The 12,866-nt window shown below is 68.9% G+C and carries 15 protein-coding genes; 6 read left to right on the top strand and 9 right to left on the bottom strand.

What is annotated here, in order from left to right; all coding sequences use genetic code 11:
* Window positions 1–5 precede the first annotated feature (5 nt).
* Complete coding sequence (gene fabH, locus A9W99_RS04950; protein WP_067374321.1) at window positions 6–1,022, top strand: beta-ketoacyl-ACP synthase III; 1,017 nt, start codon at window positions 6–8, stop codon at window positions 1,020–1,022.
* Here fabH and A9W99_RS04955 read toward each other — a convergent pair.
* Entirely contained in the window at window positions 1,019–1,372 is a 354-nt protein-coding gene (locus A9W99_RS04955) for a DUF4229 domain-containing protein (RefSeq protein WP_067374324.1), read from the bottom strand. The genes fabH and A9W99_RS04955 overlap by 4 nt on opposite strands.
* A gap of 46 nt (window positions 1,373–1,418) precedes the next feature.
* Between A9W99_RS04955 and A9W99_RS26425 the strand changes: the two genes are divergently transcribed.
* Window positions 1,419–1,580, top strand: a complete 162-nt coding sequence (locus A9W99_RS26425) for a hypothetical protein (protein ID WP_156622942.1) — start codon at window positions 1,419–1,421, stop codon at window positions 1,578–1,580.
* Window positions 1,581–1,601: 21 nt separating this feature from the next.
* Here A9W99_RS26425 and A9W99_RS04960 read toward each other — a convergent pair whose 3' ends face one another.
* The 7 genes from A9W99_RS04960 to hemL form a co-directional block, all read right to left on the bottom strand.
* Entirely contained in the window at window positions 1,602–2,885 is a 1,284-nt protein-coding gene (locus tag A9W99_RS04960) for a MinD/ParA family protein (RefSeq protein WP_067374327.1), read from the bottom strand.
* Window positions 2,886–2,940: 55 nt separating this feature from the next.
* On the bottom strand, window positions 2,941–3,915 hold the full coding sequence (gene ccsB, locus A9W99_RS04965) for a c-type cytochrome biogenesis protein CcsB (RefSeq protein ID WP_067374330.1): 975 nt from the start codon (window positions 3,913–3,915) through the stop codon (window positions 2,941–2,943).
* Complete coding sequence (locus A9W99_RS04970) at window positions 3,912–5,465, bottom strand: cytochrome c biogenesis protein ResB (protein ID WP_082929824.1); 1,554 nt, start codon at window positions 5,463–5,465, stop codon at window positions 3,912–3,914. Before A9W99_RS04970 ends, ccsB begins: the two co-directional genes overlap by 4 nt.
* A gap of 101 nt (window positions 5,466–5,566) precedes the next feature.
* A complete protein-coding gene (locus A9W99_RS04975) occupies window positions 5,567–6,355 on the bottom strand; it encodes a cytochrome c biogenesis CcdA family protein (protein WP_067374335.1) in 789 nt (262 codons plus the stop codon).
* Window positions 6,352–6,945, bottom strand: a complete 594-nt coding sequence (locus A9W99_RS04980; protein WP_067374337.1) for a TlpA disulfide reductase family protein — start codon at window positions 6,943–6,945, stop codon at window positions 6,352–6,354. Before A9W99_RS04980 ends, A9W99_RS04975 begins: the two co-directional genes overlap by 4 nt.
* Window positions 6,946–6,947: 2 nt before the next feature.
* Window positions 6,948–7,556 (bottom strand): histidine phosphatase family protein, encoded by a 609-nt coding sequence (locus A9W99_RS04985; protein WP_067374340.1) that lies wholly within the window; start codon window positions 7,554–7,556, stop codon window positions 6,948–6,950.
* Window positions 7,556–8,878 (bottom strand): glutamate-1-semialdehyde 2,1-aminomutase, encoded by a 1,323-nt coding sequence (gene hemL / locus A9W99_RS04990; RefSeq protein WP_067374343.1) that lies wholly within the window; start codon window positions 8,876–8,878, stop codon window positions 7,556–7,558. The genes A9W99_RS04985 and hemL overlap by 1 nt, the downstream gene beginning before the upstream one ends.
* A gap of 219 nt (window positions 8,879–9,097) precedes the next feature.
* Here hemL and A9W99_RS04995 point away from each other — a divergent pair, with 219 nt between their 5' ends.
* From A9W99_RS04995 to A9W99_RS05010, 4 genes are read left to right on the top strand one after another with little or no spacing between them, the layout of a single operon-like run.
* Window positions 9,098–9,799 carry a hypothetical protein gene (locus A9W99_RS04995; RefSeq protein WP_253869603.1) on the top strand — a complete coding sequence of 234 codons (702 nt, stop codon included), beginning with the start codon at window positions 9,098–9,100 and terminating at the stop codon, window positions 9,797–9,799.
* 33 nt (window positions 9,800–9,832) lie between these two features.
* A complete protein-coding gene (locus A9W99_RS05000; protein ID WP_067374346.1) occupies window positions 9,833–10,225 on the top strand; it encodes a nitroreductase family deazaflavin-dependent oxidoreductase in 393 nt (130 codons plus the stop codon).
* Window positions 10,225–11,382: an enolase C-terminal domain-like protein gene (locus A9W99_RS05005; protein WP_067374349.1), complete on the top strand. Its 1,158-nt coding sequence runs from the start codon at window positions 10,225–10,227 to the stop codon at window positions 11,380–11,382. Before A9W99_RS05000 ends, A9W99_RS05005 begins: the two co-directional genes overlap by 1 nt.
* 11 nt (window positions 11,383–11,393) lie before the next feature.
* A complete protein-coding gene (locus A9W99_RS05010; RefSeq protein ID WP_067374353.1) occupies window positions 11,394–12,320 on the top strand; it encodes a ketopantoate reductase family protein in 927 nt (308 codons plus the stop codon).
* Window positions 12,321–12,652: 332 nt separating this feature from the next.
* On the opposite strand, the gene A9W99_RS26945 is transcribed toward A9W99_RS05010, so the two are convergent.
* A partial coding sequence (locus tag A9W99_RS26945) for a hypothetical protein (protein ID WP_216639707.1) occupies window positions 12,653–12,866 on the bottom strand: 214 nt, incomplete at its 5' end.

Raw genomic sequence — 12,866 nt, forward strand, 5'->3', positions numbered from 1 at the left:
CGGGCATGACGGAGATCGCCACCAGCAGCGGCGCGAAAAGCATCGGGATGCTCAGCGTCGGGGCGTACCGACCGGAGCGGGTGGTCACCAACGAGGAGATTTGCCAGAACATCGACTCGTCCGACGAATGGATCTACAGCCGCACCGGCATCAAGACCCGCCGCTTCGCGGCCGACGACGAATCCGCGGCTTCCATGGCTACTGAGGCCTGCCGGCGGGCACTGAAGAACGCCTCGCTCGACGCAGCCGACATCGACGGTGTGATCCTCACCACCAACACCCACTTCCTTCAGACCCCGCCCGCGGCCCCGATGGTCGCAGCGGCGTTGGGCGCCAAGGACATTCTGGGGTTCGACCTGTCCGCCGGGTGCGCCGGCTTCGGATACGCGCTGGGCGTCGCGGCCGACATGATCCGTGGCGGCGGCGCCGCCAAGATGCTGGTGGTCGGCACCGAAAAGCTATCGCCCACAATCGACATGTACGACCGTGGCAACTGCTTCATCTTCGCCGACGGTGCGGCCGCAGTGGTGGTCGGCGAAACGCCGTTCCAGGGCATCGGACCGACCGTCGCTGGCAGCGACGGCGAACAGGCCAATGCGATCCGCCAAGACATCGACTGGATCACCTTTGCGCAAAACCCAAGTGGCCCACGCCCGTTCGTGCGGCTGGAAGGTCCCGCGGTGTTCCGCTGGGCGGCGTTCCAGATGGGCGATGTCGGACGCAAAGCACTGGAGGCGGCGGGGGTCGGACCCGATCAAATAGACGTGTTCGTACCTCATCAGGCCAACAGCCGGATCAACGAGCTTCTCGTCAAGAACCTGCGGTTGCGGTCGGACGTGACCGTCGCGAACGACATCGAGCAGGCTGGAAATACCTCGGCGGCTTCCATTCCATTGGCGATGGCCGAACTGATGGCGACGGGCGCGGCCAAGCCGAACGACCTGGCCCTGCTGATCGGCTATGGCGCGGGCCTGAGCTATGCCGCGCAGGTGGTCCGGATGCCCCTGCACAGCGACGCTTAGCCGTCGGGCTCCTCGTCGGGAGGCGCCTCACCGCGCAACCGGGCCCGCAACTTTTCCCGCTCGGCGCGCCGGCGCTCGCCGGCAATTGCCAGCGCCGCCGTCGCGCGCCGGCGCAGCGGGCTGAACACCCAGATGCCCAAGGGCATCGCGATGATCAACGCGAACAACGCCGCAACGGCGATCGGGAACTCGGTGACCCCCAGCAACCGCGCCACCCCGTAGATCGCCGCACCGACCACCACGACCAGAAGCAGCCGGGCCGTCGCGTAGAGCAGGACATCCAAAACCACCCGGTCTCTATCCGCTGGCCCAGTGGCCCCAGTGGCTTTGCCGCTCTGCCCTTTTGACACAGCCTGAGCCTACGGCGCGGGTATATTTGCTCGAAGGAGGTGTCGAGTGCTCTACCTGTTCCTGGTCCTGGTTCTGGGGACGCTGATCTACGTCGGCTGGCGCGCGGCCAAGGCGCAGGCCAATCGGCCCAAGACTCGCGTCATCGGGCCCGACGACGATCCCGACTTCTTGTGGCGGTTGAGCCACGGGGACAACAACCCTCTTTAAAACCCGAAACCGGCCCGCTGATCACCCGGGAAACCCATCTGCAACCACGGCCGCCAGTTCGGTGAGCGCTTCGCGGGTCTGCCGCCGCAGCCGGGACAGGTCTATCTCGGCGCCCTCCTCGAGGTGCGGGTCGAACGGCACCAGGCGCACTGCGCGGCAGCGACGTGAGAAGTGGTCGATCACCTTCTGCATGTCGACATTGCCGGACCTCGGCCGCACCGCATTGATCACCGCGACCGACGAGCGCACCAGGTCTTCGTGCCCGTGTGCGTCCAGCCAGTCCAGCGTCGCCGACGCGCGGCGCGCGCCGTCGATGGAACCCGAGCTGACCACGAGCAATGCGTCGGACTTGGCCAGTACCGCCGACATGGCCGAGTGCAGCAGGCCGGTGCCGCAGTCGGTGATCACCAAGCCGTAGAACCGCTCCAGAATGTCCAGGGTGCGGCTGTAGTCCTCGCCGCTGAACGCGTCCGACACGGACGGATCGCTCTCGGACGCCAGCACTTCCAGCCCGCTCGGCCCGCGCGAGGTGTAACGGAAGACATCGCTGTAGCGCTCGATGGTTCCCGCGTCGTGCAGCAGCTGCCGCACGGTTGCCGTCGTCTCCAGCGGAATCTTCTGGCTCAGCGTGCCGCGATCCGGATTGGCGTCGACGGCCACCACCCGGTCGCCGCGGATGGAGGCCAAGGTGGCGCCCAACGTCGCCGCGATCGTCGTCTTGCCGACACCACCCTTCAGCGACAGCACCGCGATGCGGTAGCACCCCCGCAACGGCCGGTTGATCTGAGCCACCAGGTCGTTGTGCCGTGCGGCGCGGGGACTCTCCCCCACGTTGATCAGCCGCCCGGACAGCACGTAGAGCAGGCGGCGCCAGCCTTCCGTCGGGGGCGGTTTGATGGGTCGCAACAGCATGCCGGTGGACAGCTCGGGATACGGCGTGTGCGGAACCGCTTCCGGGCGGAAGGGCGCATCCACGCGCGCGGCGGGCGCGTCGCCCGGGCCGGTGTAGTAGCCGCCGAATCCCGGCTCGATCGGCCGGACGCCGGTCGCCGGACTGGAGTCCCAGGGCGGCAATGGCGCGGGCGCGGTCGGTGGGACGACGCCGCGCGGGTCGACGCCGGGGCGACGCGACTCGGTGCGGAACCCGGCGAAGGCGCGGGTGGGAGGCTCGCTGCCGGGGTGCGCTTCGGAGGCGGGTTCGCCGTGATACGGCGGCAACTCCCTGGTCGGAGGATCCGCCGCGGCGCGGCCGCCTTGGCCGGTGGGCGTCCCCACGCCAGGGGCTTGATGCTCGGACACGTGCAGTTCCCCCTTTGGGCCGCTTCTTGGCCCCTCGGTTGCTTTTGATGCTGACGGGCGGTCAGCCCACGCCCGCGTAGGAATGCAGGCCTACAGTCACCAGGTTAACGAAGAACAAATTGAAGACCATCGCCACGAAGCCCACGACGTTGATCCAGGCGGCCTTGCGGTCCCGCCATCCCGCCGTTGACCTGGCATGCAGATAGGCCGCGTAGACGACCCACGCAATAAACGAGACGGTCTCCTTGGGGTCCCAGCCCCAATACCGGCCCCACGCCTGCTCGGCCCAGATGGCGCCGAATATCACCCCGAAACCGAACACCGGGAACGCGAAGATGGTGGTCCGATAGGCGACCCGGTCCAGCGTCTGCGCGTCGGGGAACCGCTGCACCACCCGGGCAACTGCGCCGTCGGCGCCGGGCTCTCCCAGCCGCGACGTGCGCAGCAGGAACAAGACGCTGGCAATGCCGGCGACTAGAAACACCCCCGATCCGAGACTGACCACCGATACGTGAATGGGCAGCCAGTAGGACTGCAACGCGGGCATCACCGGCGCGGCGTTGGCGTAGAGCCAGCGTCCGGAAACGGTGAGCAGGATCAGCACCGGCACCAGCAGGAACACCCACAGCGGGCGGTACTGGGGACGGCGCAGCACGATCGCCCCAGCGACCAGACCGCTGAAGCACGTCAGGTTGATGAACTCGTACATGTTGCCCCACGGCACCCGCATGGTGGCCGCCCCGCGCAGCATGATGCAGGCGAACAGCAGCCCGATGCCGAGGTAGACCACGGCCAGCCCGGCCCGCCCGACGCGTTCGTCGAACGGCCGTTGCTGGTCGTCCACCACCACGCCGGGGGTCGAGCTGTCGGCAGCTACGCCGGCCAGCACTCGGGCGCGGGTCTCGACGCGACGGCCACCGACGTAGGCCAGCTCGAAGGCCAGCAGCAGCAGCGCTACCACCAGGGCCACCACCGCCGAGGTGAATGCCCAGTCGGAGTACCTCGACAGGCCGATGTCGACGTGCAGGGTATTCATGGAACCTTCACCTGAGAACTCCTCGTGGCGGCCGTGTCGTCGCTCTCGCTCAGCCCGGCCAACAACCGCTCGGTCAGCCGCTCGAACTCGTCGCCCCACCCGGAGTTGTCGGTGCGCGCCAGCCCGCCCAGCTCGACGTTCACCGTACCGGGGGCGTTGTCGCCGGCGGGGGTGAGCCTTATCCACACCCTCCGGCGGCGCACGACGAGCGAGACCAGCAGTCCGGCCATCATCGTGATGGCGAAGACCAGCACCCACGCCTGACCTGGGTCGTGGGAGACCTGCAGGTTGACGAACGGCACGGCGCCGTCGAAGCGGACCGTGGTGCCGTCTTGGTCCAGCCGCACCAGCTCCCCGGCCCGCAGGTTGACCCGCTTCTCCTTGGTAAGCCGACCCTGCTCGATCAGGCGGGGGTCCAGGCTGAACAGCGATTGCGGACGCCCGGTGTCCAGCCCGGTGTCGCCGCGGTAGATGTCGACGGCCACCGCCGGGTCGTTGAGCGCCGGGAACCGCGACGACAGCAGGGTGCCGTCGAGCTGCTCGGTGGGCGCCAGCAGGCCCTGGATGGCGATTTCGTGTTTGCGACGTTCCTCGCCGTTGGGGTAGCTGCCGGCCGGTGGATCGATGCGAGCCACGCCCGACGACAGCAGCGTCTGCGGGTTGTCCGGTCGCCACTGCACCGTTGACGTGCGGGTTTCGCCGTTCGGGAAGGCCACCGTGAAGGTGGGCGCGTAGCCGTGGCCCTGCAGGTACACCCGGTCGCCGCCGATCCGCAGCGGATGGTTGACCTCCAGCCGGTAAGGGCGCCAGGTGTTCGCCGTCAGGTCTCTGCCGGCTTGGTAAGCGATGTCCGCGGCGAACGAGGTGGCCTGCCCGGACGGCAGGTAGTTGGCGGCGAAGTCGTTCACCCTGATGCAGATCGGGTGCAGCGACGTGCCGTCGACGGTGTTGCCGGCGCGGAAGGAGTCGAACGCGGCCGGTGATGCCGAGCAGAAGCCGGGGCCGCCGTCGGCGATGACGATCACGTTGCCCTCGTAGCCGAACAGCTTGCCGACGGCCACCGCGACCAGCAGACCCAGCAGCGAGAAGTGGAACAGCAGGTTGCCGAATTCGCGCAGATAGCCCTTCTCGGCGGACACCTCGACGGCCTGACCTTGGCGCCGGGTGGTCATGCGCCAGCCGCGCAGCCGGCCAGCGACGGTGGCGGCAATGTCGTCGGGCTCGCCAACGGCCCGGGAGGCGGCGTGCTTGGGCAGCCGGCCCAGGTTTCGCGGCGCGGCCACCGGGGTGGCGCGCAGGCTGCGGGCCTGCTCGATCATTCGCGGGGTGAGGCAGCCGACGAGCGACACGAACAGCAGCACGTAGATGGCGGTGAACCAGAAGCTCGAGAACACCTCGAAGGCCTGCAGCTCGTTGAGCCACGGGCCGATCACCGGGTGGGCTCTGAGGTAGTCGTCGACCTTGCCGGCGTTGAGGCTGCGCTGCGGCAGCAGTGCACCGGGTATCGCGCCCAGCGCCAGCAGGAACAGCAGCACCAGCGCGGTGCCCATCGACGTCAGCGAGCGCCAGAGGTTGCGGCTCCTTTGCGCGAGCAGACGCAAAATCACCCAAAATGGGCCATTTTGGGGTGATTTTGCGTCTGCTCGCCCACTCAAATCGGCAACCTCACATCGGACACGAAGGCATCGCGCAGCCAGGAGACGAAGTCGTTCCACACCCCGGTGACCAGCGCGGCACCGACCGCGATCAACAGCGCGCCGCCGAAGATCTGGATGGCCCTGGTGTGGCGGCGCAGCCAGCCCAGGCCCGCGACCGCCCCCGCCGAACCGAATGCCAGCAACACAAACGGGGTGCCCAGCCCCAGGCAATACGCGATCACGAGCGCGATGCCCCGGGCCACTTGGGCGCCGGAGGCGCCCGGGGTGGCCGACGCCACGGTGATCACCCCGGTAAGCGTCGGCCCGAGACATGGCGTCCAGCCGAGTGCGAACACCGCTCCCAGCAGCGGCGCTCCGGCGACCGTCGTCAGCTGCCGCGCGCTGAATCGGGCCGGGCGCTGCAAGACCGGAATGAAGCCCACGAATACCAGCCCCATCACGATGGTCAGCACGCCGCCGACCCGTTGCAGCAGGACCTGGTTGGTGATCAGCGTGGAGGTCATCCCCAGCACCGCGACGGTGCCCAGCACGAACACCGTGGTGAAACCGGCGACGAACAGCGCCGCCGATCCGGTGACCCGCCACCGCGCCGCCTGCGGCGCTTTGACCGCGCCGGCCGGCGCCTCGTCAGACACCCCGACGACCGCCGCGAGATACGACAGATACCCCGGCACCAGCGGCACGACGCACGGCGAGGCAAACGACACCAGCCCGGCCAGCAAACACAGCCCCAGTGCCACCAGCAGCGGTCCGGCGGCGGCGAGGTGGGCGAATCCGGTCATTTCTCAGGCGTCTCGCCAGCAAGTCGTTGCACCACGGGCTGAAGATCCTGGGCCAGCAGTTCGCGCAGGAACACCGCGGCGACCCGATGTTGGCGGTCCAGCACCAGCGTGGAGGGGATGACGGTGGTGGGGTACTTGCCGCCGAACGCGATCAGGGTCCGCATCGGCGGGTCATAGATGGACGGGAACGTGACGTGACGGTCGTTGACGAAGTCCTGCGCGGCCTGGCGGCTGTTGTCGCGGACATTGATGCCGAGGAAGGACGCCCCCGAGCTCCGGGTGGCGTCATAGGCCCGCTGCAGTTGGGTGACCTCGGCGCGGCACGGCCCACACCATTGCCCCCACACATTGATCACGACGACACGGCCGGCGAATTCGGGGCCGTCCAGCGAGACCGTGCGCGCCGGATCCGCCAGGTCCGGACCGGATAGTGGTCCAGGGCGCCCGCGGCTGGCCGGCGGGTCATAGTAGATGTCGGTCTTGCCGCCGGGCGAGACGAATTCGAACGTGCCGCCCTGCGCGACCGCGTCACGTCCGGCGCAGCCGGACAACAGCGCCACCAACCCGGCGATCGCCAGCCACCGGCGCATGGTCACGGGCCCGCCGGCTGGGAGTACTCGACGCCGGCCAGCCGGTCGCCGTCGTAGACCAGCGTGGTCACCGACGCCAGCCCGCATTGCCGGTGCCGCGGGTCGTGCCAGAGTCGCCTACCGGTCAGGTGCAGCCGCACCGTCCACACCGGAAGCTGGTGGCTGACGCACACCACCTCATGCCCCGCGCCACGGACCCGCGCCTTTTCCACCGCAGTGGTCATCCGGGCCGCGATCTCGGTGTACGGCTCACCCCACGACGGTCTGAACGGGTTGCGCAGCTGCCACCACACCCGCGGGTCGCGCCAGGCGCCGTCACCGGGGCCCAGCCGACGGCCCTCGAAGAAATTGGCCGATTCGATCAGGTCCGGGTCGGTGTCCACCGGCAGATCGTGACGGTCGGCGATGGGTGCCGCGGTTTCCTGAGCCCGCTGCAGCGGCGAGGCGATCACCGCGACCACGTCGCGGTCGGCCAGGAAGTCGGCGACGGCGGCCGCCTGGGCGCGGCCCTGCTCGGAAAGGTGGAATCCGGGCAACCGTCCGTAGAGGACGCCGGTGGGGTTGTGCACCTCGCCGTGGCGCACGACATGGACCCTGGTCTGCTCGCCCATCAGAGCTCCTTGGCAGCGGCGGCGGCCCGCGCCGCGGCGGGGAGGGCATCGGCGATCCGCTCGAACGCGTTGTCGTCCAGGGCCGCCGAGACGAACCAGGCCTCGAAGGCGCTGCACGGCGGGTAGACGCCCGCCTCCAGCAGCGCATGGAAGAACGGCGCATAACGCCATGTCTGGCTGGCCCGCGCGGAGGCGAAATCGGTCACCGGCGCGTCGCCGAAGAAGACGCTGAGCATGTTGCCGGCCCGCGGAATCTGGTGCGGCACACCAGCATCCGCCAGCGCCCGGCCCAGCAACCCGGCGAGCCGGTCGGCGTTGCGGTCCAGCGCGCGGTAGACGGCCTCGTCGGCGGCCCGCAGCGTCGCCAGCCCGGCGGCCACCGCCACCGGATTCCCCGACAGTGTGCCGGCTTGATAGACCGGGCCCAGCGGCGCCAGCCGCTCCATCACGTCGGCCCGTCCGCCAAACGCGGCGGCCGGCAACCCGCCGCTCATCACCTTGCCGAAGGTGAACAGGTCGGCGTCCACCGGATCGATTCCGTACCAACCACTTCGGCTGACCCGGAAGCCCGTCATCACCTCGTCGACGATGAGCAGCGCGCCGTGCTCACCGGTGATCTGCCGCAGCGCGGCGTTGTAGCCCGGCGCGGGCGGCACGACGCCCATGTTGCCCGGGCTGGCTTCGGTGATCACCGCGGCGATCTCGTCGCCGAACTTGGCGAACGTCTGCCGCACCGCGTCGATGTCGTTGTAGGGCAAGACAATTGTGTCGGCCGCGGTGGCCCCGGTGACCCCGGGCGAGGACGGCAATCCTAGCGTCGCCACGCCCGAGCCGGCGTCGGCGAGCAACGAGTCCACATGCCCGTGGTAGCAGCCGGAGAATTTGACGATCTTGGCCCGGCCGGTGAAACCGCGGGCCAGCCGGACCGCGCTCATGGTGGCCTCGGTCCCGGAGTTCACCAGCCGGATCCGCTCGACCGGCGCCACCCGCCCAATGATCTCGGCCGCCAATTCGGTCTCGGCCCGCGTCGGCGCCCCGAAGGACAGGCCACCCGACGCGGCCTTGGCGACGGCGTCGACGACGGCCGGGTGGGCGTGGCCGAGGATCATCGGGCCCCACGAGCAGACCAGGTCGACGTAGCGGTTGCCGTCGGCGTCGGTCAGCCAGCAGCCGTGCGCCTCGGTGATGAAGCGAGGAGTGCCGCCCACCGCGGTGAAGGCCCGCACCGGGGAGTTGACCCCGCCGGGGATGACCCGGCAGGCGTGGTCGAACAGCTGCGCCGAGGAGCGCACGCTAGCGATCGCCTGGTCGGTGCTACCCATGCCGACCAGTGTCTCAGCCTCCTCGACCCACTCAACTACAGGGTGTAAGAGTTGCGGCATGACTCGGCAGTCGGCCGCGGCGGTCGCACAGGCGCGGTTCGCCGCGGTGCGCGATACTCCGCACGGTCGACTGGCGCTGATGCGAGAGCTCTACCAGGTCCCGGCCAACTTCGACCGGGGCCATCTGCCGTATCGGCAGGCGGCTTCGGCGTTCATGGGATGGCAGCTGCGACGGGACTGCTCAACCCATCGACCGGCTCGAGGCCGGGCAGTCCGTGGTGGCGGGCCATCAACGAACGCCTGATTTGCGACGGCTGGGAAGCCCGCGCCCTGTCGTTCGGCCATTCCGGGGCCCCGAGCTCACCGGCGGTGGCCGCGTCGCTGGAGTTCATCCGGGCGCCGTCCGCCCGGCGCTGGTATCGCGCCCACAACATCAGCGTTGTCAACGCTTACCTCGAGCATGAGGATCTCGCATGGCGGGAGTCGCGGGTCGAACGATTCTTCATCAACCTGGTGCTGATGCGGGTGCTCTATGCCCACGCCCTGGTGGCCGCGCCGCGCCTGGCGCTTGGCCGGCTGGCCCTGTCGAGCCGCCCGTTGGGCGATCCACGGCTGGGCATGACCGGTATTTTTCTGTCCCTGTCGCGAGTGCTTCCGGACCGCTACCCGCTGGGCAACGATCTCGCGCCCTACCTCAAGGCCGAACACGGACTGGCACACCTATTGGACGTCGGCGTCATCCAGCCGCGGCTGCAAAACCTCTACGAGTGGTCCGCGCGCGAGCTAAGCATCCCCGAGCTACGTCAGCTGCTGTGCGGCGAGACACCCTGTTACGCATGGCCTCCGGACGACCAGCAGCCCTGGCATCCACCGCCCACCCGCGCAGCGTGGCTGGCGCGCCGGTTGCTGCCGGCGGGTTGAAGTCGGCCGGGGCCGACGAGTTGGATGGGTGGCATGCGATTTCCCGAACGACTCGCCCGGTTCAACCGATACGTGACCAATCCCATCCAGCGGCTATGGGCTGGCCGGCTACCCGGATACGCCATCATCGAGCATGTCGGTCGCCATTCCGGAAAGGCTTACCGCACACCGGTGAATGCCTTCACCACCAACGTCGACGGCAAACCCGGTGTGGCCGTCCCGCTGGCCTACGGGCGCGACCGCGACTGGCTGAAAAACCTCAAGGCGGCCGGCAGCGGCAAGATGCGCCGCAACGGCAAGACCATCGGGATCACCAACCCGACGGTGGTCAGCAGGGAAGCCGCGGCAGCGCACGTGACCCGCGGGCGCGCGGTCTTCGCAAGGCTGCCGTGGGAAGAGGCGGTGCTGTTCACCAAGATCGGGTGATGCGGATCACCGCGATCCTGGAGCGGCCGGTCCCGCTCCGGGGCAGCCCGGCCAACGCTGTTATCAACTTCGGCGGCCACACCTTGTCGCTGGTCGCACTGATCGCCGACCGGGACGGAAAACGCGTGGTCGGGGTGGCCTTCGATTCGATCGGCCGCTTCGCCCAAAGCGGAATCCTGCGTGACCGGATGATCCCCCGCATCCTCGCCGCGTCCCCGGACACCCTGCTGGACGACTCTGGGCACATCGACCCCGCCGCGGTGGCGGCGTGCGCGCTCACCGACGAGAAACCCGGCGGGCACGGAGATCGGGCCGCCGCCGCGGCGGCCCTGGAACTGGCGTGCTGGGACCTCAACGCCAAGCTCGACGACGAGCCCGCGTATGCGACCATCGCACGCCACTTCGGGTGTGAGCCGGCCTCGGCGGTTGCGGTGTATGCCGCCGGCGGCTACTACTACCCCGACGACCGTGGCACGACGCGCCTGCGCGACGAGATGCGGGGTTACCTCGACCTCGGTTATGACGCGGTCAAGATGAAGATCGGTGGCACGCCGCTGGACGAGGACCTGGCCCGAATCGAGGCCGTCCTCGGCGTGGTCGGAAACAGCGGTCGGGTCGCGGTGGACGCCAACGGCCGCTTCGACCGGTCCGCGGCCATCCGGTGGGCCGCCGCGCTGGCGCCCTACGGCCTGCGCTGGTTCGAAGAGCCCGGCGACCCACTGGATTTCGAGCTGAATCACGCAGTGACGGCCTGCTACGACGGCCCGGTCGCCACCGGTGAAAACCTCTTCTCAGTGCCCGATGTGACGAATCTGGTTCGATACGGGGGTATGCGGCCGCGGCACGACATCTTCCAGATGGATGCCGGCCTGAGCTACGGGTTGACCGAGTACGCGCGGATGCTCGGGGTGCTCGAGGCCCATGGCTTCGATCGCCAGTTCGCCTTCCCGCACGGCGGCCATCTGATCAACTTGCACATCGCGATCGGTTTGGGCCTGGGCGGCTGCGAGTCCTACCCCGGGGTCTTCCAGCCCTTCGGCGGCTACTCCGACGGAAGCAGGCTGGCCGGCGGCCGCATCGCGCCTTCCGATGCACCTGGCTTCGGCCTGGAACAGAAGGCCGGCCTGGTCGAGCTGATCGCCGAGTTGACGGCTTAGGAGCAGACGCTATGAAGATCGCGGTAATCGGCTGTGGCGCAATGGGTTCCATCTATGCCGCCCGACTCGCCGCGTCGGGCAACGATGTGCTGGCCATCGACAGTCATCAGCCGAGCATCGAGCAGATCGGCCGGCAAGGGCTGCGGGTCACCGGCCCCGGCTACGACCAGACGGTGCCGCTGCGCGCCGCCACCTCCGCGCCTTCGGAGCCCATGGACCTCATCGTGCTCGCCGTCAAGGCCGCTGACGTGAAAGCCGGTGCACAGCACGCGCTTCCGATGCTGGGTCCGGATACGCCGGTGCTGACCATCCAGAACGGCCTGGGCTCAGCGGAGATCGTTGCCGGCATCGTCGGCGACCAGCGGCTGGCCGTCGGGATCGCAAGCGGGTTCGGCGCGTCGCGTATCGCTCCCGGGCATGTGCACCACAACGCCATGCGTGCAATGCGTTTCGGCTCTTATTCGTCGTTGCCGTTCTCGAGCGTCGAGTCGATCGCACGGACCTGGACGCAAGCCGGGTTCGACGCCGCGGCAGTCGCTGACATCGCCGCCATGCAATGGGAGAAACTGATCTGCAACGTCGCCTACAGCGCGCCGTGCGCGCTGACCGGAATGACCGTCGGCCAGGTGATGGACGATCCGGAGATGGGCGCCGTCAGCCGAGCCGCAGCAACGGAGGCTTGGGCGGTCGCGCAGGCTTCTGGCATCGCCGTCGCCGTAACCGATCCCGTCGCGCATGTCCGCGCCTTTGGCGCCGGCATGCCCGACGCCAAGCCGTCGGCGCTGCTCGACCACGAGGCGCGCCGGGTCAGTGAGATCGACGTCATCAACGGCGCGGTGCCGCGACAAGGAGCGCGGCTGGGTGTCGAGGCACCGGTGAACGCGACATTGACGGCTTTAGTTAAGTCGGTGGAAAGGCAGTGGGGCGAAGGCGTTTGACAACGGTAAGCAACTACCGCATTGGCTAAGGCGGAGGCGGCACCGCATGTCGTCCGTGGCTGGCGGCCAATTTTCGCAGGGCTGCCGTCGAGCAGGCGGTACTTCTACGAGTTGCTCGATAACCAATAAATCCGAGAGCGCTTCGGCGCATAATTGGCGCCTCGGGCTGATTACTCCATCGATTGGGGAGGCGAGGGAGCAGCATGAGCGATCGGCACGATGGTCCGCGCGCGCCATACGGTCGGGGGGCCCAGCCGCCATCCCGACGCGACAACGAGGTCACGCGACAGCCGGGCACCGCAGCAGATGACAGCGCGACTGTTCAACACCACCTACCGCGAGGGCCGTACCGGGCGCCGCAGCCGCCAGCGCAAGGTCCGTACGGCCGGGGACCGCAGCCGCCGGCCCCACCCCAGCTCGGCCATCAGGTGCCGCCACCAGGTCCCACCGCCGTAATCCGCACCACGGATACGCCCCAGGCCCAGCCCATCCCGCACGGCCGCGGACCACAGCCGCCCGTGCCCCCACCCGCAGGCGGCCGTGCGC

Source organism: Mycobacterium sp. 1164966.3 (genome assembly GCF_001665395.1).
GTDB lineage: Bacteria > Actinomycetota > Actinomycetes > Mycobacteriales > Mycobacteriaceae > Mycobacterium.